Origin of the sequence: Arthrobacter gallicola, assembly GCF_014836775.1 — a bacterium.
Classification (GTDB): domain Bacteria; phylum Actinomycetota; class Actinomycetes; order Actinomycetales; family Micrococcaceae; genus Arthrobacter_B; species Arthrobacter_B gallicola.
In genome coordinates, this window is record NZ_JACSQD010000003.1 from 437,946 (window position 1) to 464,039 (window position 26,094).

The following is a 26,094-nucleotide window of genomic DNA, read 5'->3' on the forward strand; positions in this document are numbered from 1 at the left end:
CGCCAGCAGATTCACCGTTGCCGGGATAGTTCCTGCAGCAGGTGAACCCTAAACCGGTTGTCGAATCAACGGTTCAAGGGCCATTCAACGCGGCCGGCACTGCGCCGGACCGCCCGACGAGGGGGAAGGATCCTTCGTGACAGATACCACCGACCTGACATCAGGTGTGGACTCATCAGCATCCGCCGGTTCCAACGGTGAAGCACATTCCAAGAGCTCCGGGCTCGCCGGCCTGAAGCTTGCACAGCTGCAGGCACTGGCCGGCCAGCTGGGCATCACCGGGGGATCGCGCATGCGTAAGGGAGATCTGGTAACAGCTATCTCCAACCACCAGCGTGGCGGCTCCGTCGCAGACCGCCCGGTCCGCGGCTCCAAGTCCGAAGCCCCGCAGGGTGAGAAAGCCGGCGCTGACCGTTCGGCCAAGGCATCGGCTCCGGCCGAAGCAGCGCCCGCAGCCAAGGCAGAGCAGGGCCAGGCCGCCGCTGCAGGTGAGCAGACCACCGAGCGCCCCGCCCGGACCCGCAACCGTAACCGCCGCGCGGCGAGCGACGGCGTGGTCACCCCTGCCGGCAGCGACGCCGCAGAAGCCCCGCAGGCTGATGCTCCGGCAGCTGCTGCTGAACCGGCCGCTGAAAACGGCCGCGAAGAGGGCCAGCGGGAACGTGGCCGCAACCGCCGCAACCGCCGCAACGACGGCGAGAACACCACCGGCGGCAGCAGCGATACCGCTGGCGAAGGCTCCGGCCAGGACTCCGCCGCGGACAAGACCGCCGAGAAGCCCGCGGAAAAGCAGGACGGTTCCCGCGAGGAAGACCGCTCCGAGCGTCAGGGCCGCTCACGGAACCGGAATGACCGGAACGACCGCGACGGCAACCGCAATGACGGCAACCGCGGCGAAAACAACCGCGGTGACCGCGACGGCAACCGTAATGACGGCAACCGCAGCGAGAACAACCGCGGCGACCGCGACGGTAACCGCAACGACGGGCACCGCGATTCCGACGGCGATGACAACAGCCGCAGCGGACGCAACCGCCGTAACCGCAACCGGAACGACCGCAATGACCGTAATGACCGGTTCCGCGACCGCAACGAGCGCCGCCGCAACCGCGACCGCAGCCCCGACGTCGACGACGTTGAGGTCACCGAGGATGACGTCCTGCTGCCCGTAGCCGGCATCCTGGACGTGCTGGAGAACTACGCGTTCGTCCGCACCTCCGGTTACCTGCCGGGCCCGAACGACGTTTACGTGTCCCTGGCCCAGGTCAAGAAGTACAACCTGCGCAAGGGCGACGCCGTCGTTGGTGCCATCCGCGCCCCGCGTGACGGCGAGAACCAGGGCACCAGTGCACGCCAGAAGTTCAACGCCCTGGTACGCCTGACCTCGGTGAACGGCAAGCCGGCCGAGGACAACAAGGACCGCGTGGAGTTCTCCAAGCTGGTTCCGCTCTACCCCTCCGAGCGCCTGCGCCTGGAGACCTCCGCCAAGGTGATCGGCCCGCGTGTCATCGACCTGGTAGCCCCGATCGGCAAGGGCCAGCGCGGCCTGATCGTCTCCCCGCCGAAGGCAGGCAAGACGCTCATCCTGCAGGCAATCGCCAACGCGATCACCATCAACAACCCCGAAGTGCACCTGATGATGGTCCTCGTGGACGAACGTCCCGAAGAAGTCACCGACATGCAGCGCACCGTCAAGGGTGAGGTTATTGCCTCCACCTTCGACCGCCCCGCCGATGACCACACCACGGTTGCCGAACTCGCCATCGAGCGGGCCAAGCGCCTCGTGGAAATGGGTAACGACGTCGTCGTCCTCCTGGACTCCATGACCCGCCTGGGCCGTGCCTACAACCTGGCCGCTCCGGCGTCGGGCCGTATCCTCTCCGGCGGTGTGGATTCCTCCGCGCTGTACCCGCCGAAGCGCTTCTTCGGTGCTGCCCGCAACATCGAAAACGGCGGCTCGCTGACCATCCTGGCCACCGCGCTTGTCGAGACCGGGTCCAAGATGGACGAGGTCATCTTCGAAGAGTTCAAGGGCACCGGCAACATGGAACTGCGCCTTTCCCGCAACCTCGCGGACAAGCGCATCTTCCCGGCCGTGGACGTCAACGCGTCCGGCACCCGCCGCGAAGAGAACCTGCTCTCTCCGGATGAAGTCAAGATCATGTGGAAGCTGCGCCGGGTCCTTTCCGGGCTGGACACGCAGCAGGCACTGGAACTGCTCACCAATAAGATCAAGGAAACGCAGTCCAACGTCGAGTTCCTGATGCAGGTGCAGAAGACCACGCTGGGCAACAAGAACGATTAGCTGCCTTACCTAGCCGCTCATGCCCCTTGGCCCTCTTCGGAGGGTGAAGGGGCCTGGGCGGCTTGGCGGTTAACCGGCCGGCGGTCCTCCGGGCGAGAATGGTTCAAGGCAGCAACGGGATGTGGGGTCCGCTGACCCCACGGTGCGAAGAAGGAATGGGAAACAATGTTTGAGTCCATACAGGGACTGCTGGATGAGCACGCTGAACTCCAGATGCGGCTCTCTGACCCTGCTGTCCACGCGGACCAGGGCCTGGCCCGGCGGCTCGGCCGCCGCTACGCCGAGCTGAGCCGGATCGTCGACGCGTACAACACCTGGCACGGCTTGGAAGATGACCTTGCGGCCGCCCAGGAAATGGCGGACGAGGATCCTGAATTCGCTGCCGAGGTGCCGGTGCTGAAAGGCCAGCTGGCTGAGGCGCAGGAGAAGCTGCGCCGTCTGCTGATTCCGCGGGACCCCAACGACGGCCGCGACGTGATCATCGAGGTCAAGGGCGGCGAAGGCGGCGACGAAGCTGCACTTTTCGCCGGCGACCTGCTGCGGATGTACACCCGCTATGCGGAGACCCGCGGCTGGCGCACCGAGATCATTTCCGCGACGGAATCCGACCTTGGCGGCTTCAAGGACGTGTCCATGGCGATCAAGGGCTCCTCCAACGATCCCGCTGAGGGCGTCTACGCACGCCTGAAGTACGAGGGCGGCGTGCACCGGGTGCAGCGCGTCCCCGTCACCGAGTCCCAGGGACGGATCCATACTTCCGCTGCCGGCGTGCTGGTCCTGCCTGAAGTGGATGAGCCGGAAGAAGTCGAAATCAGCCAGAACGACCTGAAGATCGACGTCTACCGGTCCTCCGGTCCCGGCGGCCAGTCCGTGAACACCACCGACTCCGCCGTGCGCATTACCCACCTGCCCACCGGCATTGTGGTGGCCATGCAGAACGAGAAGTCGCAGCTGCAGAACCGCGAAGCCGCGATGCGCGTGCTGCGTTCGCGGATCCTGGCGCATGAGCAGGAAAAGATCGACGCCGCGAATTCGGACATCCGCAAGTCCCAGATCCGGACCATGGACCGTTCCGAGCGCATCCGCACCTACAACTACCCGGAAAACCGGATTGTGGATCACCGGACCGGGTATAAGGCCTACAACCTGGATACCGTGATGAATGGTGATCTCGAGGCCGTGGTCCAGGCTGCTATCGAAATGGATGAGCAGGCCCGCCTGGACGCCATCGGTGACGAGGCGTAGTCCTGCCCATGCCGGCCCTTTCCCTTGACCAGGCCCTGCGCGCGGCGGCGGCGGAACTCTCCGCCGCCGGCGTGCCAAGCCCGCGCGTCGACGCGGAGCTGTTGGCTGCTCACCTGCTCGGAGAATCCGTGGGGCGTGTGCGGGCCCTGGCGTTCACCGATGCCCTTGCGCCGGAGGGTTATGCCGGGCTGGTTGCCGAACGTGCCCGCCGGATTCCGCTGCAGCATCTCACCGGCAAGGCGCACTTCCGCCGGCTGGAGCTTGCCGTGGGACCCGGTGTTTTTGTTCCGCGGCCGGAAACCGAAACCGTTGCGCAGCTGGCCATTGACCGGGCGCAGCTGGTCCCGGGCGGGGCTAAGGTCGTGGACCTGGGGACCGGTTCCGGAGCGCTGGCGGCGTCAATCGCGTCCGAGGTTCCCGGCTCGGACGTTTACGCGGTGGAACTGAGCCCGCTGGCGTTGGCCTGGGCACGGAAAAACCTCGATCCGCTGGGCGTCACCGTCCTGGAGGGGGATCTGCGCACAGCGCTGCCCGGACAGGACGGGACGTTCGACGTCGTCGTGTCCAATCCGCCCTATATACCTGCAGACGCAGTCCCGAACGAACCTGAAGCGGCCGACCATGATCCCGCCATGGCCCTGTACGGCGGGGGAGCGGACGGGCTGGAGCTGCCCGGCGCGGCCGCCCGCACCGCCGCCCGGCTGCTGCGCCCTGGCGGCTACTTCGTCATGGAACATGCCGAAGTGCAGGCCAGGGTTATCGCCGCCCGCCTGGCTGCTGATCCGGTCTGGGAAGCAGTAACCTCACACAACGATCTCAACGACCGTCCGCGGGCCACGTCCGCCGTGCGTTCCGCGGCGGCCTCCGGGCGGTAAAGCAACATGAAAGAATGGTGCCGTGACTACCAGCTTTGACTGCACAGATCCCGAGTCCCGCAGCGCAGGTCTGGCCCGCGCCCAGCAGGCCATCGCCAACCGGCAGTGCATCGTCCTGCCTACCGATACCGTCTACGGTATTGGCGCTGACGCGTTCTCGCCGCAGGCCGTGGCCACCCTGCTCGCGGCCAAGGGCCGGGGACGTTCCATGCCGCCGCCCGTCCTGGTGCCGCGCCTGCAGACCATGGACGGCCTGGCGGTGGACGTCAGCCCCGAGGCACGGGCGCTGGCGGAGGCGTTCTGGCCCGGCGGACTGACCCTGATTTTCCATGCGCAGCCTTCCCTGACCTGGGATCTTGGCGACACCAAGGGCACCGTGGCGCTGCGGATGCCGGACGATGAGATCGCCCTGGACCTGCTGGCGCTTACCGGGCCCATGGCCGTGTCCTCCGCGAACCGGACCGGCAATCCTGCCGCCCAGACCGCTGCGCAGGCTCAGGCCCAGCTGGCCGAGTCCGTGGAGGTCTACCTGGAGGCCGGACCCCGGCCGCAGGAAGGCAGCGATGGGATTCCCTCAACGATCGTGGACGCGACGCAGTCGCCGCTGCGTGTGGTCCGCGCCGGTGCGGTGGGACTGGACGAGCTGCGCGCCGTCGTGCCGTCAGTGCTCGGTCTGGGTGAGGAACCGGCCCCGCCGGCTGCGGAAGCCTCCACGGTGGAGGACGTTTCCGCCCTTTAGCCGCGCTGGCGGCGTGCCTCGCGAAGCACTTCCTCAACGTGCGGCGTGGGAACGTTCCCGGTGGCTTCGGCCCACCCGGGCTCCTGCCGCTGCCCAAACCACATCATCTCCACCCGGCGCAGCGGACCGTGGAGGCGTTCACCGAGCAGAGCGGAAACGGCGTAACCGGCTTTCAGCGAGCCGCGGCAGAACCAGACGGGCAGCCGGAACGGCTGCCGGCCGCCGGCAGCTTCCAGGACACCTGCGGCAGTGGCGCCTTCCCACGGCTGCAGGACGAGGGCCGGAACCGGCTCCGGCTGTGCCCCGGCCAACAGGACAAAGCTAGTCAGCGCATCGACGGAACTGACGGGACTGGGCGAATCGCCGCGCCCCGCAACCGAAGCCAGGGGAGAGGCCGCGATGCGGACCAGTTTCGCCGTAGTGTCCCGTGCCGGTCCCTGTACGGAGGTCGCGCGGATGGTAATCACTGAACAGTGCCCCGGAACCCGGGCGGAGAGCGCCTGCTCACCCAGCGCCTTCGAACGGGAATAGGCGGAGAACGGTTCCACCGAAGAGCTCTCGTCCAGGCACGGCCGGTGGCCCTGCACGGCGGCACTGCTGAGATGGACAAAGCGGCGGACCCCGGCGGTGTCGGCAGCGTCGGCCACCAGCACCGGGAGCAGGGCGTTGGCGCCGCGCAGCTCAGGCGAGTCCGCTCCCGAGGGAGTGGCGAGCCCGGCAGCGTTAATGACCACGTCCGCGCCGGCCAGCGCACCCGCCAGGTCCATGGCCTGATCGGTCAGCGCCGCGGCTTCGGCCAGGAGTCCTGCCGCATCGGTGGACCGCGCACTGAGCCTCGGGGCCTTCACCTGGCGGACCGTGATGCCGGCCCGGCCCAGGGACGCCGTGAGGGCGCTGCCGATAAAACCGCTGGCACCGAGTACGGCCCAGACCTGGTCCACGGCAGATTCTGCCGGAGTGGGGGAGCTGCTCACAATGATTCCTGGTTTGAAGGGTCGGGTTCCGTGCCGGCGCCGAGTGCGGGCATGGGTTTCCAGCTCGGGTCACGCAGGATACGGCGGGAACCGCGCCAGCCGCGCCATAGGCTGCCGGCGCCGCGCAGGCTCCGTTCGACGGCGATAAGACGCAGGACTTCCTTGGCGGCGGTCAGTGCCGTGCCGGCAGCGAATCCCAACGGATTGAACCGCCCGTTGGCCCGCAGATACCCCGCCGTGTGCCCGCGGTTGCGCATCGCACAGAACCTGCTGAGGTCGCTGGAGTCATTCAGGTGCCGGATTCCCAGATCGATCTGCTTCTGTGGGCGGACCTTCCGGAGGACGAATTCGTTGACATACACCACGCGGTGGTTCAGGGAGGCCAGCCAGCCGTAGATCTCGTCGTCGCCGTTGATGAAGAAACGTGAATCGGGCAGGCCTATGTCCCGGACAACGCGGGCGCTGACCAGCATGCCCTCAAAGCAGCCGACGTTGGTGGCGAATACCGGACGGTCGGCAAAAACGTTGCCGCGGACCGGAACATGGATACCCAGGAACGGCAGGAACCGGTGCTGCCAGAAGAAGGGGTTGCCGGCGTCGTCAAGCCTGCGGCCGTGGATGCAGTCGTAGGTGGCTGTCCACTTTCCCAGGGCGCCAAGCGCTCCGGGGAGGACTTCGACGTCGTCGTCCATAAGCCAGAGCCACTGCGCTCCGGCGTCCAGGGCCCGGGCCACGCCCGCCGCAAACCCGCCGGATCCTCCGGTGTTCTCGGTGAGCCGCTCCACGCTGAGCGGCACCGGGAATTCCGGCTGCAGCCCGGCGAGGACCTCCGCCGTGTCGTCCGTGCTGGCGTTGTCCACCACTATGACCTGTTCCGGAGCCGGATCCAGGGCAGCCACGGACTCGAGCAACCCCCGCAGGTAGCTTGACCGGTTGAAGGTGACTATCACCAGGGCCAGGCCCTCGATGGCAGCGCCGGGCCGGTTCACGTTAGAAACCCAGATCCGACGGGGGGCCGAAGAGGGTGCCCCTTGCACCGCCTGTGTAGGCCCGCAGCCAGGCGCGGAACCCGCGCAGGTCCCGGGTCCGGGCGAAGTGGATAGGGTAGCCGGCTGCGTCCGCGGCCAGGGAGCGCAGGCGCTTGTGTTTCCACATCAGGTGCCCCCGGTTGCGGAAGAAGTAGAAGCGTTTGAAGTCCGTGTCCGGCACCAGAACGTGCAGGCGCCCGCCGAGGATTTCGTTGACCTCCGACCACGCAGCCGGATGGCTCAGCGCCACGGAGGTCAGGGTGCCGAAGGGGATCCCGGCTTTGCGCAGGCGGATCATAAAGTCTGTTTCATCACCGCGGATGAACAGCCGCAGGTCAGGAAGGCCCACCCGGAAGAATACGTCCCGGCGGATCAGTGCACCGTTGAAGAAGTGCCCGACGTCGGGAAGGAACCCGGCTTTGGCCACCTCGGCACGGTTGTGGGTCAGGCGCCCGTCGATACGGAAGTGAAAGGAGAGGGTGTCCGGCCGGCCGGGGGCAACCACCAGCGGAAGGATCACGTCGAGGTTCCGTTCCTTGGCTCCGTCAATCAGGGCCTGCAGGCACTCCGGGTCCTCCGGATGGGCGTCGTCGTCCATGATCCAGATCCACTCGGCTCCCGAGGCCATCGCTGTGAGGATAGCCAGCGAAAACCCGCCCGCGCCGCCGAGATTGGTTTCCGAGCGGACGTACGTAACGTTCGCCGCGGACGCTTCGGCAATGTCCTGCACCGGGCTCTTTCCCGAGTCGACCAAGGCCACGGAGGAGATGGCGGCGGTCTGAGCCGAAAGCGCCCCCAGCAGTGTCTTGACGTCGTCCGGGCGGTCAAACGTCACAGCTGCAACGGCCACTGAATCCGGCAAGGTGTTCCTCTCCAAGCTCTCCGGACGCACAGGCTTTGCCGGGCGCGGAGGGGTGTGCAGTTAGTATGCTGAATAGATTCCAGTCTATTACACCGGACTCACGGGACTTCCGTGCCCCCAGCACGGCAGGACCTCCAAACAGCCTAGATACGAACCGGGTGCCAACCCGTTGAGGACTATGAACGATTCAAGCAGGGACACAACCACCCCGGTGCGGGACGAGAAACCGGCGCTTTGGCTCTGGTCCCAATACGTGCTGGATTCAATGGCCTGGGTGGTGGCCATCGTCCTGGCGCTGATCCTGCGCTACGAACTCACAGTGGACCAGATCAACGTGGCCGGGCTGGCGGTGTTCTGCGCCGTGGCCGTGGTGACGCAGCTGGTGGTGGGCTATTCCTTTGCCCTCTACCGCGGCCGCTACAGCTTTGGCAGCTTCCACGAGATGCGGCTGCTCGCCGTCGTGACGATCGTGGTTTCGGCAATCCTGGTCCTGGTCAGCGCACTTTTCGGCCTGGCCATCGACATTCCGCGCAGTACCGGTGTGCTCGCCTTCCCGTTTGCCTGCCTGTTTATGGCAGCCATCCGCTACCTGAAGCGCATGTACGTCGAGAGCAAAACCCGCCCCGGCGACGAAGCACAGCGGACGTTGATCTACGGTGCCGGCTTCCTGGGCAACTCGCTGGTGACCCGGATGATGAACGATCCGGATTCCCCGTACTTCCCCGTCGGCCTGATCGATGATGATCCGGCCAAGAAGCACCTCCGCCTGGGAACAGTGCCCGTTGTCGGGAAGCTCTCAGACCTGCGGGAGCTGGTGCAGCGCACCCGCGCCACGGTCCTGATCATCGCAATTGCCGACGTCGACGCCGCGCAGGTGCGGCAGGTTTCGGACAGTGCGGAGGGGCTGGACCTGCGGGTCATGGTTCTCCCGCCGTTGCGGGACATGCTCGCGAAGGGCTCCGGAGCCGGACTGACGGATTTCCGGGAAGTCGCGGTGGAGGACCTCATTGGCCGCCGTCCAGTGGACATCCACGTGGATGAAGTTGCGGGCTACCTCACCGGCAAGAGAGTGCTGGTCACCGGTGCCGGCGGTTCCATCGGCTCCGAACTCTGCCGCCAGATCACGGCCTTCGAACCCGAAGAACTGATCATGGTGGACCGGGATGAGACCGGGCTGCAGCTGACGCAGCTCTCCATCACGGGCCAGGGCCTGCTGAACGGCAAGGACACTGTGCTTGCCGATATCCGTGATGCGCGGGCACTGGACGAGATTTTCACGGCCCGGCGGCCCGACGTCGTATTCCATGCTGCTGCCCTCAAGCACGTTTCGCTGCTGGAGCAGTACCCGCTGGAAGCCTGGAAGACGAATGTGCTGGGCACGGCGAACGTGCTGCGCTCGGCCGAAAAAGCCGGTGTCAGCCACTTCGTGAACATCTCCACGGACAAGGCGGCCAACCCCACCACAGTCCTGGGGCACTCCAAGCGGGTCGCCGAAAAGCTCACTGCCTGGATGGCAGGTCAGAGTGGGCGCCGGTTTGTTTCCGTGCGGTTCGGCAACGTCATCGGCAGCCGCGGTTCCATGCTGCCCCTGTTCACTGAGCAGATCCGCCAGGGCGGTCCGGTGACGGTGACGGATCCTGAGGTCACCCGGTTCTTTATGACCATTCCCGAGGCCTGCCAGCTGGTTATCCAGGCCGGGGCAATCGGCCGCGGGGGAGAAGTCCTGATCCTGGACATGGGCGAACCGGTGAAAATCCTCGACGTCGCCCAGCGCATGATCGCGATGTCGGGCAAGGACATCGACATTGTCTTCACCGGGCTGCGCAAGGGGGAGAAGCTGCACGAAATCCTAGTCGGCACCGGGGAAGACGATTCCCGCCCCCTGCACCCTAAGATCTCGCACACCTCGGTGGCGGTCCTGGCCCCTGAGGACCTTGATGCAGAGGACTGGCTGCGCCGCTGCGGCTTCGGACCAGACGGGTTCCCGGGCAGTGGAACAGGAAGCAACGCCGGTGCTCCGGCGGCGCTCTTCCCGCTGCCGGATACCGCGGCACTGCGCCTGGCTGACCTGCACAATGCCGATCTGCGCAATGCCGATCTGCGCAGTGCCGAACTGCGCAATGGAGCTCCGGCCACCGGACACGAGGATCGGCGGACCGGCTGATGCAGCTCGCCGTGCCTGTTGCGGCCGCATTCCTGGCCAGCCTCCTGCTGCCGTTCGCCTTTATTCCGCTGCTGCGCCGGCTGGGAGTTGTGGACGTGCCCAACGAGCGGTCCTCGCACACCAAGGTTGTCATCCGCGGCGTGGGCGCCACCATAGCCGCCGGAGTCCTGCTGGGCCTGGCCGCGTCCCTGCTGACGGGCTACGTGGCCGTGGACCGGTCCCTGGTCCTGGTGCTGATGGCCGTGATTGCCGCGGCTTCGCTGCTTGGCTGGATTGAGGACTTCCGCGGTTTGTCCGTCCGGGTCCGTTTCGGCCTGCAGCTGCTCATCGGGGCCGCCGGTACGACGGCACTGGCAGCCTCTTTGGGGCAGAGCTTCTGGTGGGTCCCGGTGGGGACCCTGGTGATCGCCGCGTACATCAATGTGGCGAACTTTATGGACGGTGTAAACGGGATTTCCGGACTGCACGGCGTAACCGTCGGCCTGCTCTACGCGGCGAGCGGTGTGCTGTCCGACCAGGTGTGGCTGACTGCCGCCGGCGCGGTGATCGCCGCTGCCTTCGCAGCGTTCCTGCCCTGGAACCTGGGCCGGGGGTCAGTCTTTATGGGCGACGTCGGCAGTTACCTGCTGGGCGCCGCTGTTGCCGGCACCGCCGTCGCGGCCTTCCTAGCCGGCGTGTATATCGAGTATCTGCTCTTTCCCATCCTGATCTATGTCCTTGATACATTCACCACACTCGTCCGCCGGATCTGGCGGCAGGAACGCTGGTACGCGGCACACCGCCAGCATGTCTACCAGCGGCTGACCGACGCGGGACTGAGCCACGTGCAGTCAGCGGTGCTGGTGACACTGTGCACGGCAGCAGTCGGCGCCACGGGCCTTGTGACCGGCGGATCCAGCTGGGGAGTTACCGCAGCAGGCACAGCCTTCGTAGCCGCAGTGGCAGGCTTTTACCTGGCTTCCCCGCGGCTGGTTGCCCGGCTGCGTGCCCGGACCCGGACCTGAGAACCGGGGCCGGGGGAGGGGCTGTGTCACGGGGCAGTTCTATGTGCTGTAGAATTCAAACGTCGCCTCGATCCGTTATGCGACGACGCTATATTTCCTCACAAAGCACAAGGATGATCCTCCAGCCATGAGCCCAGCAGAAGGCCCACGCGCTTCGCGGCTCAGTGTTTCCGGCCCCACAGCGGCGCCGTGGCTGAATATTCTCAAAGCCTGCCTCCTCTGGACCGGGATTCCGGCCGCTGCCGCCGCGGCAGCTGCTTTCCTGGCCGCCGGTGCTCCCGGTGCGGCCAGTGTCGCTTCGGGATGGCTTCTGATAGCTCTCTTCTTTGGAATCAGCCTGCTTGTCGGGCACGTGGTGGGACGGAAAAACCCCTCCGGCGCCATCGGAATGTTTGCCGTAACGTATGCCGTCAAAGTCGTCGGTTTTGCGGTAATTCTCTGGCTGGTTGGAAAACCTGCATGGCTTGAGGGCCCGTGGTTCTTCTATACGGCCATCGGCACCGTGGTGCTGTGGCAGACGGCTGAGGTCATCGCTTTTTCACGCACCCGCCACCTTATTTATTCGGATGCTCCAGCGAGCCCGGATAACTCAGCGAAAGGAATCTCCGGTGCCGGCTAATCGCAGGAATAAAGACGCCGACCAGGTTCCCGCGGCTTTTCAGGCGCCAACGAAAAAGTCACGCGCGGTCCTCCAGTATGTCCTGTCCGGAATCCTTGCCCTGGGTTTGATAGGGTGGGGGCTGGACAGTCTTCTGGGGACCCGCTGGATTCTATTTGCAGGTATCGCTCTGGGCGGTGTCAGCGGTTATTACACAGCTGCCGCCCACGGGCTCACTTCCACCAAGCCACTACCGCCCAAGGGTGGAAAACGGCCGGATGAGGGTTAGAGACATTAATGTCACAAAACTTAGTACACGGGTGCATGAGCCATGTGCCCGCCAATGAAATGCCCAACGATGGACACAGCAGAGAGGAAACGCGTTGATCGCGCTTGCGCTTCCCGCCGCCAATGAAGAGGGATTTGTTCCACCCACCCTCGAAGACATGCACCTCCCTGAGATCCTCCCCTGGGGCGCCCCGTACGGAGACGGGTTTGGAAAGCAGATGCTGCTTATCCTCATCTCGGTCGTCATTCTCGGATGGTTCTTCATAGTCGCAGCACGCAAGGGACAGATGGTCCCGGGCCGGCTGCAGTTCCTGGGCGAAGCGAGCTACAACTTCGTCCGGAACTCGATCGGCCGCGACATCATCGGTGAAAAGGACTTCCGTCCCTACACTCCGCTGCTGTTCTCGCTCTTCTTCTTTATCCTGATCAACAACCTGTGGGGCAGCATCCCGCTGGCACAGCTGCCCACCACCTCGCACGTTGGTACGGCGTATGCGCTTGCAGCGATTGTTTACTTCACGTGGATCATCCTGGGCATCAAGAAGCACGGCATCAAGTACTTCAAGTACGCAACCGTTCCGTCCGGTGTTCCGATTGCGATCCTGCCGCTGGTAGTCCTGATCGAAATCATCTCGACCTTCCTGGTCCGGCCGATAACGCACAGCCTCCGTCTCTTCGCAACGATGCTCTCAGGCCACCTGATCATCATGCTCTCCGCTGCCGGCACCGAGTTCCTGCTGCTGGAAGCTGAAGGACTGCTCAAGCCCCTCGGTGTCCTGACCCTGGTCGGCGGCGTCGCAATGTTCTTGTTCGAAGTTCTGATCCAGGTCCTGCAGGCCTATGTCTTTACCCTGCTGACCGCGATCTACATCCAAGGCTCCATCGCAGCTGCGGAACACTAAAGCCTCCCCTCCCCAGGGGAACCCCCTGAACCAACAACCTGCCTGCGGGCATCTTGAAAGGAACAAGCCAAAATGATTGGTGAAATCAACGGCAACATCAACCTCGTCGGCTACGGCCTCTCCGCCATCGGCGGCGCCATCGGCGTGGGTCTGGTCTTCGCTGCTTACATCAACGGCGTTGCACGCCAGCCTGAAGCTCAGCGTGTTCTGCAGCCGATCGCGTTCCTGGGCCTGGCCCTGACCGAAGCCCTCGCCATCCTTGGTCTGGTTTTCGCGTTCGTCCTCTAACTTCAGCGCGTTTTTCCCTACCAAGTAGATAGGACGGATGAGAAATGAACGAGGCACTTATCCTCGCCGCTGAAGAAGGCGCTAATCCTCTGGTCCCAAACATCTGGGAGATCCTGGTAACACTGCTTGGCTTCGCCGTGCTGATGTTTATCGTCGTCAAGTTCGTCGTCCCGATGTTCGAGAAGACGTTTGCAGAGCGTACCGAGGCCATCGAAGGCGGACTTGCCAAGGCCGAGGCAGCGCAGGCGGAAGCCAGTGCAGCCCTGGACGAGTACAAGCAGCAGCTGATTGACGCACGCACCGAAGCCAACCGGATCCGTGAGGAAGCGCGCTCTGAAGGCGCTCAGATTCTCGCCGACCTGAAGGCTAAGGCAGCCGCTGAGTCAGCACGCATCATGGAACAGTCCCAGGTCACCATCGAAGCAGAGCGCCAGGCAGCAGTTGTCTCGCTCCGCAGCGAAGTTGGCGCCCTGGCGACGGAACTGGCAAGCAAGATCGTCGGGGAGTCCCTCGCGGACGATGCCCGCTCGGCACGCGTTGTCGACCGTTTCCTCGATGAGCTGGAAACCTCGCAGAACGCGGGTGCGGTTCAGTAATGGCAGGTATATCGAGCGAGTCACTGGCAGCAGCCCAGGGTCAGTTGGAAGCACGGCTTCCGCACGCGACCCTTGGTCTGGCTGAGGAACTCTTTGGCATCCTGGGCCTGCTGGACGGCCAGACCGGCCTGCTTCGGGCCCTGACTGATCCGGCTCGGAATGGACAAGAGAAGGCAGCCCTGGTCTCCACACTGGTCGGCGGCAAGGTTTCGGCCGACGCCGAACAGATTGTTGCTTCATTGGTTGAATCCCGCTGGCGCGCACCGCGTGACCTCGGGGACGCTCTGGAAACCCTGGCTGCAACGGTTGTCTCCGCGGTCGCGGAAAACAAGGGACCGGGACTTTCCGGCCTTGAGGAACTGGAGGGCGACCTCTTCCGTTTCAACGAGACCGTGGCGTCCAACCATGACGTGCAGCGCGCGCTGTCCAACCCGCAGTCAAGCGCGGAGGCCAAGGCGGCGCTGGCACTGAAGCTGGTACCCGGTGCATCCGAGGCATCACAGGTATTGATCCGGCAGGCTGTTACCGCTCCCCGCGGACTCCGCCCCACTGCACTGGTCACCCGGTTCCTGGAACTGGTCGCCGGACGGCAGCAGCGGTGGATCGCGGAGGTCCGGACCAGCCTTCCCCTGACCGAGGAGCAGCGCGCCCGGCTGCAGGCGTCCTTGAACGCCCTGTACGGCCGCGAGCTGAAGATCAACGCAACCGTCGATCCCTCGATCGTTGGCGGCATCCGGGTTACGGTGGGCGATGAAGTCGTCGATTCCACCGTGGTGACCCGCCTGTCGGAACTGCGCCGGAAGCTCGCCGTTTAGCCACCTTTATGGCGCAGGCGGGCCATGAGAAACATTTGAGAACCAATCGAAGGTCATCGGCACCAAGCGATGATCACAACATAGGAGAGCAGGGACTGCAGATGGCCGAATTGACCATCAACGCCGACGACGTCCGTAATGCGTTGAATGAATTTGCGGCGTCCTACGAACCCGGAAACGCAGAGCGCGTTGAAGTTGGCCGCGTAACCACCGCCAGCGACGGCATTGCCCGTGTGGAGGGCCTGCCCTCCGTGATGGCGAACGAGCTGCTTCGGTTTGAGGACGGCACGCTGGGCCTGGCCCAGAACCTCGACACCCGTGAAATCGGCGTCGTTGTGCTTGGCGATTTTGGCGGCATCGAAGAAGGCCAGGAAGTTCACCGCACCGGTGAAGTCCTGTCCGTCCCCGTCGGGGATGCCTTCCTGGGCCGCGTCGTCGATCCCCTGGGTGAGCCCATGGATGACATGGGACCGATCCAGGCGGAAGCCCGCCGTGCCCTGGAACTCCAGGCGCCGGGCGTTACCCAGCGTAAGTCGGTTCACGAACCGCTTCAGACCGGCCTGAAGGCTATCGACGCGATGATCCCGGTCGGCCGCGGCCAGCGCCAGCTGATCATTGGTGACCGCAAGACGGGCAAGACTGCCCTCGCCGTCGACACCATCCTGAACCAGCGGGCCAACTGGGCCTCGGGCGACACCAACAAGCAGGTGCGCTGCATCTACGTGGCCATCGGCCAGAAGGCGTCCACGATCGCTGAGATCAAGCGGACCCTCGAAGATGCCGGCGCCATGGAGTACACCACGATCGTGGCCTCCCCGGCGTCCGACCCCGCAGGCTTCAAGTACCTGGCACCGTACGCCGGCTCGGCTATCGGCCAGCACTGGATGTACGGCGGCAAGCACGTTCTGATCATCTTTGATGATCTGTCGAAGCAGGCCGAAGCCTACCGTGCAGTGTCGCTGCTGCTGCGCCGCCCGCCGGGACGCGAAGCCTACCCGGGCGACGTTTTCTACTTGCACTCCCGCCTGCTGGAGCGTTGCGCAAAGCTCTCCGACGAGCTCGGCGCAGGCTCGATGACCGGCCTGCCGATCATCGAAACCAAGGCAAACGACGTCTCGGCCTACATCCCGACCAACGTCATCTCCATCACCGACGGCCAGATCTTCCTGCAGTCGGACCTCTTCAACGCCAACCAGCGCCCCGCAGTGGACGTCGGTATCTCGGTGTCCCGCGTTGGCGGTGCCGCCCAGCAGAAGGCGATGAAGAAGGTCTCCGGTACCTTGAAGCTGGAACTGGCCCAGTACCGCGACATGCAGGCATTCGCCATGTTTGCCTCGGACCTGGATGCGGCTTCCCGCCAGCAGCTGACCCGCGGCGCACGCCTGATGGAACTGCTGAAGCAGGGCCAGTACGCACCCTTCCCGGTCGAAGACCAGGTTGTGTCCATCTGGGCCGGCACCAACGGTTACCTCGACGACGTTCCGGTGGAAGATGTCCGCCGCTTCGAAGCCGAGTTCCTTGACCACGTCCGCCACTCTTCGAAGGTCCTCACCGTTCTGGCTGAGACCAACAAGCTCGAAGATTCCACGGTGGACGAACTCAAGACCCTTATCACCGACTTCAAGCAGGGTTTCTTCGGCGAAGGTGACAACCGCATGGTTGCCGCCGGACACGAGGAAGCTGCGGCTCTGGACGGGGATGCAGTCGACCAGGAAAAGATCGTCAAGCAGAAGCGCTAGCGGCTTCCAGGTTCCGCGGCCGGTTCCCGCCGGCCGCGGCACCGCTGCCCCTTGCCGTAGCCCCTAGTTCAAAACACTAGGAACCGAAAGGAAAAGTATGGGAGCCCAAATTCGGGTCTACCGCCAGAAGATCGCCTCGACCACGTCGATGCAGAAGATCTTCAAGGCGATGGAGCTGATTGCTGCCTCTCGCATTGGAAAGGCCCGCACCCGCGTAGCCGCGGCGCTGCCTTATTCCAACGCGATCACCCGTGCCGTTTCTGCTGTGGCGTCCCAGTCGGAGATCGATCACCCGCTGACGACCGAACCGGAGCAGATCCGCCGGGCGGCAGTGGTCGTTATGACTTCCGACCGTGGTCTTGCCGGGTCGTACTCCGCAGGCGTCCTGAAGCAGAGCGAATCACTGAATGAATTGCTCCGTGAAGAGGGCAAAGAAATCAAGACCTACCTGGTTGGACGCAAGGCCCAGGCGTACTACGACTTCCGTGACCGTGCTTATGAGCGCGTGTGGACCGGCGGTACGGATGCGCCCGAGTTTGAGACTGCCCGGGAAATCGGCAAAGCACTCCTCGATGACTTCAATACGGCCTACGAAGACGGCGGCGTGGATGAAATCCACATCGTGTTCACGCGCTTCAAGTCCATGGTTGTCCAGGAACCTGGGGTCATCCGGCTCCTGCCGCTGGAAGTTGTCGAAGAAGAAGCAGGCGCTGAAACCGAGCTCCTGCCCCTCTACGAGTACGAGCCCGAGCCGGAGAAGGTCCTGGATGCCCTGCTGCCGCGCTACATCGAGTCGCGCATCTTCGCAGCAATGCTCCAGGCCGCCGCTTCCGAGCTCGCAGCCCGCCAGCGTGCCATGAAGTCCGCAGGGGACAACGCCTCCGACCTTATTAAGAAGTACACGCGACTTCGCAATAACGCCCGTCAGGCCGAAATCACCCAGGAACTCTCCGAGATCGTGGCAGGTGCGGACGCGCTCAGCGCTTCCTAGCCCGCAGGTCACGGACCAAGAGGTCCACCAGCAAAAACTTAGCCCACACGCCATCTAACTGAGTGAAGTGAGAGAGATGACTGCCCAAACTGCCGAGCACGGAGCAACCTCCGTAGCACCGGGCGCCACAGGCCGTATCGCCCGTGTCATTGGCCCGGTTGTCGACGTCGAATTCCCGGCTGACGCAATCCCCACCATTTACAACGCGCTTACCACTGAGCTGACGCTCAACGGTGAGACCAAGACCATCACGTTCGAGACCTCGCAGCACCTGGGCGACAACCTCGTACGCGCCATCTCCCTGCAGGCCACCGACGGCCTGGTCCGCGGAGCTGCCGTTACCGACACCGGTGCTCCGATCTCCGTGCCGGTTGGCGACGGCGTCAAGGGCCACATCTTCAACGTCCTGGGCGAGCCCCTGGATGTTCCCGAAGAGCAGCTGGAAATCACCGAGCGCTGGCCGATCCACCGCAAGGCCCCGAACTTCGCGGACCTTGAGGGCTCGACCGAGATGCTGGAGACCGGCATCAAGGTCATCGACCTTCTGACCCCGTACATCAAGGGCGGAAAGATTGGTCTGTTCGGTGGTGCCGGTGTTGGCAAGACCGTTCTGATCCAGGAAATGATCACCCGTGTTGCCCGCAACTTCGGTGGTACGTCCGTGTTCGCCGGTGTCGGCGAGCGTACCCGTGAGGGCAACGACCTCTGGGTTGAAATGGAAGAAGCCAACGTCCTGAAGGACACGGCCCTTGTATTCGGCCAGATGGATGAACCGCCGGGAACGCGTCTGCGCGTGGCCCTGTCCGCTCTGACCATGGCGGAGTACTTCCGCGATGTGCAGAACCAGGACGTGCTGCTCTTCATCGACAACATCTTCCGCTTCACCCAGGCCGGTTCCGAGGTGTCGACCCTGCTGGGCCGCATGCCTTCCGCCGTGGGTTACCAGCCGAACCTTGCCGATGAGATGGGTCTCCTGCAGGAGCGCATCACCTCGACCAAGGGCCACTCCATTACGTCGATGCAGGCCATCTACGTCCCGGCTGATGACTACACCGACCCGGCTCCGGCCACCACGTTCGCGCACCTGGACGCCACCACGGAACTTTCCCGTGAAATCGCGTCCCGCGGTCTGTACCCGGCCGTGGATCCGCTGACCTCGACGTCGCGTATCCTCGACCCGCAGTACGTTGGCCAGCTGCACTACGATACGGCTGTCCGCGTCAAGCAGATCCTCCAGAAGAACAAGGAACTGCAGGACATCATTGCCATCCTCGGCATTGACGAACTGGGCGAAGAAGACAAGATCGTCGTCGCCCGTGCACGCCGCATCCAGCAGTTCCTGTCGCAGAACACCTACACCGCCAAGCAGTTCACCGGCGTCGAAGGTTCGACGGTTTCCATCAAGGACACCATCGAAGGCTTCAAGGCCATCTGCGACGGCGACGTTGACCACATCGCCGAGCAGGCGTTCTTCAACGTCGGCGGCATGGATGATGTCGAGCGTCAGTGGGCGAAGATCCAAGAGCAGACCGGGAAGTAAGCCCCATGGCTGAAACTGCTGAACTCGAAGTCGAAATTGTCGCGGCAGATCACTTTGTGTGGTCCGGTGCGGCGAAGATGGTCAAGGCACGCACCGCGGACGGCGAAATCGGGATCCTTCCCGGCCACTCTCCGGTGCTGGCGATCCTGGCCGAAGGCGAGCTGGCCATCGAGCCGGTGTCCGGCAGCCGGATCACGGTTGGGGTCGACGGCGGTTTCTTCTCCGTTGACAGCAACCGCGTGGTCATTGTCGCGGATAACGCGCAGTTGAACGACGCAGCCAACGCTGGGACCCGCTGACCCTAACCAATGGACAGTACCTACGTGTTCCTTGCACTGGCAGCGCTCTTCGCTCTGCTGGCCCTGGCAACGGCACTTTTCTGGGTACGCCGCACACAGCTGCGGCGTACCCTGGGTACCTTTGACGCCTCCATTTGCCTCCCGCCCGGCGGGTGGCGGATGGGGGTTTGCCGTTATACGGACACCCATCTTGAGTGGCTTCGCCTGCTCTCGCTGAGTCCGCGCCCGCCGTACCGGTTCCTCCGGAGCTCCCTGGAAATCAAGGGGTGGCGCCAGCCCACAGAGGCTGAGCGGGCCCGGATCCAGCCGGGTGCTCTGGTGGTAACGCTCGAGTACGAGGGGCGGGAACTGCTGATCGCGATGAAGTACGAGGTCTACACGGGCCTGTCCTCCTGGCTGGAGGCCGGACCGGTGATTGGTATCGGTACCTGGCGCTAGCCGCCCGGTTCTTGGAACGCACGAAGGCGCAGGGAAATTGATCCCTGCGCCTTCGGCGTATCCTCCCTGAGTGCATGGCGGGGGAGTGCCGCGTCCTAGTATGGAGGGATGGAAGACGTCATTGTTGTCACCGGTCCCTGCACGCTCAACGGCTCGGTGACAGTCCCCGGGGCGAAGAACAGCGTACTGAAACTCATGGCAGCTACGCTGCTGGCCGAGGGACGCTCCACCATCACGAATGTGCCAAACATTCAGGACGTCTGGATCATGGCCGAACTGCTCCGCCGGCTGGGCTGCGCGGTGGACTACGACGCCGATGCCGGCGAGGTGCGGATTGAGGTCCCCGACGTCCCGGGGCATCAGGCCGACTACGATCTGGTGCGCGCCATGCGTGCGTCCATCTCCGTGCTGGGACCCCTGGTGGCACGGTGCAGGCGTGCCGAAGTGGCGCTGCCGGGCGGCGATGCCATTGGGTCGCGCGGGCTCGATATGCACCGGGCCGGGCTCGAGGCCATGGGAACCACCATCACCATCGACCACGGCTATCTCGTAGCCTCGGTTCCGCAGGGACTGCAGGGAGCCCGGCACATCCTTGACTTCCCGTCGGTGGGCGCCACGGAGAACATCATGATGGCGGCCACGCTGGCCCGCGGCACCACCGTGATCGACAACGCGGCACGGGAACCGGAAATTACCGACATCGCCGAAATGCTCAATGCAATGGGTGCCAGGATCAGCGGCCTCGGGACCAACACGCTGACGATTGAAGGCGTGGAAAAACTCACTCCGGTGGAACACCGGGTGGTGCCGGACCGCATCGTCGCCGGCACCTGGGCCTTCGCTGCCGCGGTCACCGGCGGCAGCATCGAAGTGCGCCGCGCGGATCCGGGAGCGTTGACAGTCGTCCTGGACAAGCTGGTGCAGGCCGGTTGCGCGGTTGAACTCGCAGAGGACGGTTTTACCGTCAAGGGTCCGTCCCGTCCGGAACCGATCAACGTGTCCACCCTGCCGTACCCGGGTTTCCCCACGGATCTGCAGCCCTTCGTTGTGGCACTTAACGCTGTGTCCACCGGCTCTGGCATGGTGACCGAGAACGTTTTTGAAGCCCGCTGGGGATTCACTTCGGAGCTGGCACGGCTGGGGGCAGTGGTCCGGCTCGACGGACACCATGCCCTGATCCAGGGCGTGCCGCGGCTGTCCGGCGCCCCGGTGGAAGCCAACGACATCCGGGCCGGCGCTGCCCTGGTGATTGCCGGTCTGGCGGCTGAAGGAACCACGGAGGTCCGCGGGGTGGACCACATCGACCGCGGCTATGAGCGTTTTATGGAGAGCCTGCGCGGGCTCGGTGCCAACGTTATGCGGCGCCGGAGTTAGTTTTCGGCGGCGGGAAGAAACACTAAAGGCGGGAACCAAATGGTTCCCGCCTTTAGTGTGCGAAAAGTTTAGACGGCGGTAACGCCGGTGGCCTGGGGGCCCTTGGCGCCCTGGCCGATCTCGAACTGAACGCGCTGGTTTTCGTCGAGGGTCTTGAACCCGTTCGACTGGATTTCCGAGTAGTGGACGAAAACGTCTCCATCGGAATCATCCGGAGTAATGAAGCCGAAACCCTTTTCGGCGTTAAACCATTTTACGGTTCCCTGTGCCATTGCCTGTCTCCTTTATTGCTGGAACTTAACCGGCACACCGCGTGCCTGTGGTTGTGACCGAAGCGGGAAGTCCAGGTTCCCTGCCGGACGGCAGTTCCTACAGGAGCTTCACGCTCGCAACCGTCTTGCGAGCATGAAAATACACCTACACAAAGACTGCCTATAGCGTTACATACGGCTTAACACCCGTCAACGGATTCGGCGAAAAATTTAGCAGAATCTTTGGGCGGATAACTTTCCCCGGCAGCGGGCAGTATTGCGGTTAAAACAGGCGCGAAGCGCTGTCGTCCACGCCGCGCATTTCGTCATAGTCCAGGGTGAGGCAGTCGATGCCCCGGTCGGCGGCGAGAACCTTCGCCTGCGGCTTGATCTGCTGGGCCGCAAAAACGCCGCGGACGGGAGCCAGCAGCGGATCACGGTTAAGCAGTTCCAGATACCGGGTCAGCTGTTCCACACCGTCAATGTCGCCGCGGCGCTTCAGCTCGACCGCAACAGTGGCCCCGGTGGCGTCGCGGGCCAGGATGTCCACCGGACCGATCGCCGTCATGTACTCCCGGCGGATCAGTGTGTAACCCTCACCCAGCTTCGTGATCTGTTCGGCCAGCAGGCGCTGGAGGTCAGCCTCCACGCCGTCCTTGATCAGGCCGGGATCTGTCCCCAGGTCATGCGCAACGTCCGAAAGATGCTCATAGACACTGATCACGAGTTTGTCGTCGGTTTTGGCGCTTTGGACGTTCCAGATTTCGACGACGCCGGCCTCGGCATCGTCGGCACCCGGTTCGGTAATACGCAGGGTCGCCGGCGGACTCATCCAGTTCAGCGGTTTGTAGGAGCCGCCGTCGGAATGGATCAGGACGGAGCCGTCCGCCTTCACCATAAGAAGGCGGGTAGCCAGGGGCAGATGGGCACGGAGGCGGCCGATGTAGTCAACAGAGCAGCGGGCTATCACTAAACGCACAGTTGCACTTTACCGGCTCCGCTGCGGCAAGATGGTTTTATGCCCCGCTCCAACCAGCCCCGCCGCCGGCTGCCGGCCTCTGCCACGGCTGCCGGACGCAACGCCCGCCGCAAATGGGCGGCACCCGCCCCGGACATTGATCTGGACCGGGCACGGGTTGGGCTGCCGGAACGTCAGAGCGCCGCCGACGGCGAGTGGTCGGTGCGCCGCATCACGGCGCGGAACGCAGCCAAGGACTACCGCTGCCCCGGGTGCGGGCAGATTATCCCGCCCGGCACCGAGCACCTGGTCGTATGGCAGGAGGATTCTCTGCTGGGGCGGCAGACGGCGGTGGAGGACCGCCGGCACTGGCACACCCGCTGCTGGCAGATCCGTCCAGGTGCCGGCCGGCGCCGCTGAAGAGGGTTCCGACTAGCGCCTGTCCTGCTGGGCGATGACAACTTCCTTCATCAGCAGCAGCACGGCTGCCGCCGTCGGAATGGCAATCAGGGCGCCGAGGACACCAAGCAGTGATCCGCCGGCGATAACGGCGATGACAGCCACTGCGCCGGGGACCGCCACGGCGCGCTGCATCACCCGCGGGGAGACGAAGTAGGCCTCGAACTGCAGGTAGGCCATGTACAGGATGGCGAAGACCACCGCCGTCTGCCAGCTGGCCGTCAGCGCCACCAGGGACACCAGAACCAGGGCTATCGGCGGGCCGACCAGGGGGATGAACGCCAGCAGCGCCACGACGAAGGCCAGCAGCACCGAGAACGGCACCCCCGTAATAGTCATGATGACAAAGGCGTAGAGGGCGTCCAGGAGCGCTACGAAGCCCTGGCCAATCACGTAGTTGCCGACACTGCCGGTGATTTCCTCCGAGAGCGCTTCCACCCGGCGGCGGCGGCTGCGCGGCGCCAGCCGGTAGGCCCACTTCTTCATGGACGGCAGTGAGGCCAGGAAGTAAAGGGTCAGCACCAGAATGATCAGGGCGCCAAAGAGTCCGTTGGCGATCACCGAGCCGACGCTGAGCACACCGCCGAAGATTCCGCCCACCGCATCGGCATTGGAGAAGAATTTCTGCACTTCCTCATCCACTCGTTCGCGGATTTGGAACTGCTGCTCCACGGACACGAAGAAGTCCGAGGAGAGGAACCGGTCCACATAGCCCGGAGCCGCGTTGATGATCTCGGTGGTCTGGCTGACGATCGTGGGGATCAGGGTGGCGAAGAACCCGCCCACCGCGCTGGCCACCAGCAGGACAGTGAGGGCGATCCCGGCCGGCCGCGGAACTCCCCGCGCACTGAGCCAGCGGACCACGGGGTCAAGGCCCAGGGCGATGAAAAGTGCGGCACCAATCCAGACCAGCAGTTCACCCACATTGGTCACGATGAAGAACAGCAGCAGTGCGAAGCCGACACCGACAGTGAACATAAAGCCGAACCGGATCGGATGCCCCTCCGGGCCGCGGCCACCGGTGAAAGGCGCCGGAGCGCCGCTGAACCGGCGCCGTTCGTCGGAGAGCTCCGCGTCCTCATCAACCGCGGGTGCCGGTATGCGGCCCTGGTCTCCATCCTCCGGCGGGACATCGAAGCGCGGGCGCGGCCGGGCCCCGGGCACGTGGGCCAGCAGCTGCTGAAAGCGGGAACCGGCGGATCTGGGCCGGCCGGGCGCATCTGCTCCGGGTGCGGGGAGTGGCTCGTCGACGGGCAGATCCCGATCGTCCTCGCTCATCAGTTTCTTTCTCCCTGCATTCCGTGGTGGCTGGTTTGGTCAGATTCCAAGCTGTGCTGCGGCGCCAGATTATCAGTCAGAGGCCCGGCCGGGGCGCAGGCCCGCTGCCGTACGCTGACATGGGGGCAGGACGCTAAAATGTGTTCTTTACCGGATTTCGTTACCATAGGGTTATAAACCAACCGCCATGACGGTATCCATGGGGCCCGGTAGTCCCGTCACCGCTGCCTGGAGGCGCGCGGAGGACCGTGAACGACGATAGGTAAGTTGTGCGAAACAAAATTGCAGTCCCGCTGATCGTGCTCGGAGTGCTGATGATGCTGGTCGGAATCGGCCAGCGTACATTCTGGGCACCTCCCGAGACCGTTACGGCGCAGGCCCCCGCCGGCTCGGGCACGTCCCCGGTCGCCGTCCTCGATGCAAGCCTGCTGGCCTCGCATACGGATGGCGCAGAGGTCACCATCCGTTCCGAAGAGGGGGTTTTCCTGGCCGTCGGACGGGCGGCGGATGTTGACGCCTGGGTCGGCGATGCGGCGGTGACGCGCATCAGCGCCGGCGCGGATGATTCACTCACCGCCGATTCCACCGAGGGGGAGGCCACGGTCCCTAACCCGGCAGGCTCGGACCTGTGGATCAGCGAGGAAACCGCGAAGGGGGAGCTCTCCTACACATGGACCGAACCGGCAGAGGGCGAGTTCTCGATCCTGATTGCCACTGACGGAACCGCCCCGGCACCGACAGATATCGCGGTCAGCTGGGCCAATGACGAAGGCACGCCCCTTGCCGTTCCGCTGATCATCGCCGGCGCGCTCATTGCTGTGCTTGGCCTGGCCCTGGCGTTTATGGCCCGCACAGGCGGGGGAACGCCGGCCGCTCCCGGAAGCCGCCGCGCCGTCCGCGAATCAGACACCGCAGCACAGAAAACCGTCGCCGGACCCGCCCAGAGTGCCGGTGCCGCGAAGTTCAGCGTGACGGGCCCCGCCCGCCAGGGTCTGGCCGGAGTCCTCGCCGCAGCGCTGGCAGGGGGACTGGCCATAGCCCTGGTACCCGCTGCCGCTTCGGCCACGCAGCAGGAGTCTGCCGAGGAATCCCGTCCGGTGGTTTTGGACAGCCAGCTGACCCGGATCCTGGGCAATGTGGCCGGAACGGTGCAGAAGGCCGATGCAGCCCGGGACGCCACCGTACTGAAGGACCGCGCTGCGTCCACCGCCCTCGCCCTGCGCGAGGCCAACTACGCCACAGCGGCCAAGGCCCCGGACACCAAGGCTCCCGCCGCCGTCGCCGCGTCCCCGCTTCTGACGGACATGGTTTCCTCTGGAACAGGGTTCCCCCGGACCGTCGTCGCCGTGACGCAGGGACAGGACAACACCGTGCCGCAGGCACTGATGCTGGTTCAGGCGTCCCCGCGGGAGAACTACAAGCTGGTCTCCGCAATCCAGATGCTGCCCGGCACCACCTTCCCGCAGCCGCCGGCCAACGGCACCGGTGTCTCCGCCGTCGCAGCTGATTCCTCCGAGGGGCTGAGCATGTCCCCGCAGGGCGCCGTTGATGCCCTGGCAGACGCCCTGACCAACCCGGACGGAGCCAACAAGGACGCGTTCGCCTCGAACAGCTTCGCGGAAGCGGTCACCACGTTCCAGACGAATGTCACCACCAACCCGGACAACGAGTTCGCCGCGATCACGTTCAAGCACACCCCGGTCCCCTCGGATACCCGGGCACTGCGGACAGCAGACGGCGGGGCGATTGTCTTCGGATACATGTCCCACAGCTATTCAAGCGTTCCGCGTGAGGCAGGGGACTCGATCAACCTGGAGGGCACGATCTATGAGACCCTCACCGGCCAGAAAAACACGGAAGCCGGAATTGATGTCACGCACGGTGAAGCCGTGATGCTTTACCTCCCGCCGGCCGGAAGTGCGGACCAGGCAGAGGTTGTCGGCGCAGCCCAGGAACTGCTCTCGGCCACGCTCAAGTAATTCACTGATAGGACCACGAAACGGTGCCGCGGCAGCTTCTGCCGCGGCACCGCCGTCGTTAAGGCGGCGCACTTGCTCCGGGGCGGCATCGCCGTACTAGGGTTG

At 64.5% G+C, this 26,094-nt stretch carries 25 protein-coding genes; 19 read left to right on the forward strand and 6 right to left on the reverse strand.

Going from position 1 to position 26,094, the window contains the following annotated elements:
- Window positions 1-136 precede the first annotated feature (136 nt).
- The 4 genes from rho (at window position 137) to H9639_RS09210 (ending at window position 5,164) form a co-directional block, all read left to right on the forward strand.
- Window positions 137-2,305, forward strand: a complete 2,169-nt coding sequence (gene rho / locus H9639_RS09195; RefSeq protein ID WP_191807769.1) for a transcription termination factor Rho — start codon at window positions 137-139, stop codon at window positions 2,303-2,305.
- Between the two features lie 165 nt (window positions 2,306-2,470).
- Entirely contained in the window at window positions 2,471-3,550 is a 1,080-nt protein-coding gene (gene prfA / locus H9639_RS09200; protein WP_191807770.1) for a peptide chain release factor 1, read from the forward strand.
- 8 nt (window positions 3,551-3,558) lie between these two features.
- Window positions 3,559-4,425, forward strand: a complete 867-nt coding sequence (gene prmC / locus H9639_RS09205; protein WP_191807771.1) for a peptide chain release factor N(5)-glutamine methyltransferase — start codon at window positions 3,559-3,561, stop codon at window positions 4,423-4,425.
- Window positions 4,426-4,447: 22 nt separating this feature from the next.
- Window positions 4,448-5,164 carry an L-threonylcarbamoyladenylate synthase gene (locus tag H9639_RS09210; protein WP_191807772.1) on the forward strand — a complete coding sequence of 239 codons (717 nt, stop codon included), beginning with the start codon at window positions 4,448-4,450 and terminating at the stop codon, window positions 5,162-5,164.
- Here the strand turns inward: H9639_RS09210 and H9639_RS09215 are convergent.
- The 3 genes from H9639_RS09215 to H9639_RS09225 are packed head-to-tail and all read right to left on the reverse strand — an operon-like array spanning window position 5,161 to window position 8,028.
- Window positions 5,161-6,138, reverse strand: coding sequence for an NAD-dependent epimerase/dehydratase family protein (locus tag H9639_RS09215; RefSeq protein ID WP_318242042.1), 978 nt, complete (start codon window positions 6,136-6,138; stop codon window positions 5,161-5,163). The two genes, H9639_RS09210 and H9639_RS09215, sit on opposite strands and share 4 nt — an antisense overlap.
- Window positions 6,135-7,127: a glycosyltransferase gene (locus H9639_RS09220; RefSeq protein ID WP_318242043.1), complete on the reverse strand. Its 993-nt coding sequence runs from the start codon at window positions 7,125-7,127 to the stop codon at window positions 6,135-6,137. Before H9639_RS09220 ends, H9639_RS09215 begins: the two co-directional genes overlap by 4 nt.
- 1 nt (window position 7,128) lies before the next feature.
- Window positions 7,129-8,028, reverse strand: coding sequence for a glycosyltransferase (locus H9639_RS09225; protein WP_191807773.1), 900 nt, complete (start codon window positions 8,026-8,028; stop codon window positions 7,129-7,131).
- A 178-nt stretch (window positions 8,029-8,206) separates the two neighbouring features.
- Here H9639_RS09225 and H9639_RS09230 point away from each other — a divergent pair, with 178 nt between their 5' ends.
- The 13 genes from H9639_RS09230 (at window position 8,207) to murA (ending at window position 21,064) form a co-directional block, all read left to right on the forward strand.
- Window positions 8,207-10,192: a polysaccharide biosynthesis protein gene (locus H9639_RS09230; RefSeq protein ID WP_225219374.1), complete on the forward strand. Its 1,986-nt coding sequence runs from the start codon at window positions 8,207-8,209 to the stop codon at window positions 10,190-10,192.
- Between the two features lie 11 nt (window positions 10,193-10,203).
- Window positions 10,204-11,196: an MraY family glycosyltransferase gene (locus H9639_RS09235; protein WP_318242044.1), complete on the forward strand. Its 993-nt coding sequence runs from the start codon at window positions 10,204-10,206 to the stop codon at window positions 11,194-11,196.
- A gap of 127 nt (window positions 11,197-11,323) precedes the next feature.
- On the forward strand, window positions 11,324-11,815 hold the full coding sequence (locus H9639_RS09240; RefSeq protein WP_191807775.1) for a hypothetical protein: 492 nt from the start codon (window positions 11,324-11,326) through the stop codon (window positions 11,813-11,815).
- Between the two features lie 362 nt (window positions 11,816-12,177).
- Window positions 12,178-12,984, forward strand: coding sequence for a F0F1 ATP synthase subunit A (gene atpB, locus H9639_RS09245; RefSeq protein WP_191807776.1), 807 nt, complete (start codon window positions 12,178-12,180; stop codon window positions 12,982-12,984).
- Window positions 12,985-13,056: 72 nt separating this feature from the next.
- On the forward strand, window positions 13,057-13,272 hold the full coding sequence (gene atpE, locus H9639_RS09250; protein WP_191807777.1) for an ATP synthase F0 subunit C: 216 nt from the start codon (window positions 13,057-13,059) through the stop codon (window positions 13,270-13,272).
- A gap of 44 nt (window positions 13,273-13,316) precedes the next feature.
- Window positions 13,317-13,868 carry a F0F1 ATP synthase subunit B gene (locus tag H9639_RS09255; RefSeq protein WP_191807778.1) on the forward strand — a complete coding sequence of 184 codons (552 nt, stop codon included), beginning with the start codon at window positions 13,317-13,319 and terminating at the stop codon, window positions 13,866-13,868.
- Entirely contained in the window at window positions 13,868-14,683 is an 816-nt protein-coding gene (locus tag H9639_RS09260; RefSeq protein ID WP_191807779.1) for a F0F1 ATP synthase subunit delta, read from the forward strand. The genes H9639_RS09255 and H9639_RS09260 overlap by 1 nt, the downstream gene beginning before the upstream one ends.
- 101 nt (window positions 14,684-14,784) lie before the next feature.
- Window positions 14,785-16,422, forward strand: coding sequence for a F0F1 ATP synthase subunit alpha (gene atpA, locus H9639_RS09265; RefSeq protein WP_191747172.1), 1,638 nt, complete (start codon window positions 14,785-14,787; stop codon window positions 16,420-16,422).
- Between the two features lie 97 nt (window positions 16,423-16,519).
- The gene (locus H9639_RS09270; protein ID WP_191747173.1) at window positions 16,520-17,413 is read left to right on the forward strand and encodes a F0F1 ATP synthase subunit gamma; all 894 of its coding nucleotides are present in this window, start codon (window positions 16,520-16,522) and stop codon (window positions 17,411-17,413) included.
- A 76-nt stretch (window positions 17,414-17,489) separates the two neighbouring features.
- Entirely contained in the window at window positions 17,490-18,953 is a 1,464-nt protein-coding gene (gene atpD / locus H9639_RS09275; RefSeq protein WP_191747174.1) for a F0F1 ATP synthase subunit beta, read from the forward strand.
- A gap of 5 nt (window positions 18,954-18,958) precedes the next feature.
- Entirely contained in the window at window positions 18,959-19,252 is a 294-nt protein-coding gene (locus H9639_RS09280; protein ID WP_066295459.1) for a F0F1 ATP synthase subunit epsilon, read from the forward strand.
- Window positions 19,253-19,261: 9 nt separating this feature from the next.
- Complete coding sequence (locus tag H9639_RS09285; RefSeq protein WP_191807780.1) at window positions 19,262-19,690, forward strand: DUF2550 domain-containing protein; 429 nt, start codon at window positions 19,262-19,264, stop codon at window positions 19,688-19,690.
- Window positions 19,691-19,798: 108 nt separating this feature from the next.
- Window positions 19,799-21,064 (forward strand): UDP-N-acetylglucosamine 1-carboxyvinyltransferase, encoded by a 1,266-nt coding sequence (gene murA / locus H9639_RS09290; protein WP_191807781.1) that lies wholly within the window; start codon window positions 19,799-19,801, stop codon window positions 21,062-21,064.
- 68 nt (window positions 21,065-21,132) lie between these two features.
- Here murA and H9639_RS09295 read toward each other — a convergent pair whose 3' ends face one another.
- Together H9639_RS09295 and nucS are read right to left on the reverse strand one after the other, a co-directional pair.
- On the reverse strand, window positions 21,133-21,336 hold the full coding sequence (locus H9639_RS09295; protein WP_191807782.1) for a cold-shock protein: 204 nt from the start codon (window positions 21,334-21,336) through the stop codon (window positions 21,133-21,135).
- Window positions 21,337-21,598: 262 nt separating this feature from the next.
- Window positions 21,599-22,294, reverse strand: coding sequence for an endonuclease NucS (gene nucS / locus H9639_RS09300; RefSeq protein WP_191807783.1), 696 nt, complete (start codon window positions 22,292-22,294; stop codon window positions 21,599-21,601).
- 39 nt (window positions 22,295-22,333) lie between these two features.
- On the opposite strand from nucS, the gene H9639_RS09305 reads away from it, so the two are divergent.
- On the forward strand, window positions 22,334-22,693 hold the full coding sequence (locus H9639_RS09305; RefSeq protein ID WP_191807784.1) for a hypothetical protein: 360 nt from the start codon (window positions 22,334-22,336) through the stop codon (window positions 22,691-22,693).
- 12 nt (window positions 22,694-22,705) lie between these two features.
- Here H9639_RS09305 and H9639_RS09310 read toward each other — a convergent pair whose 3' ends face one another.
- Window positions 22,706-24,010, reverse strand: coding sequence for an AI-2E family transporter (locus tag H9639_RS09310; RefSeq protein ID WP_191807785.1), 1,305 nt, complete (start codon window positions 24,008-24,010; stop codon window positions 22,706-22,708).
- A 269-nt stretch (window positions 24,011-24,279) separates the two neighbouring features.
- Here H9639_RS09310 and H9639_RS09315 point away from each other — a divergent pair, with 269 nt between their 5' ends.
- Window positions 24,280-25,989, forward strand: coding sequence for a hypothetical protein (locus H9639_RS09315; protein ID WP_191807786.1), 1,710 nt, complete (start codon window positions 24,280-24,282; stop codon window positions 25,987-25,989).
- Window positions 25,990-26,094: the final 105 nt, after the last annotated feature.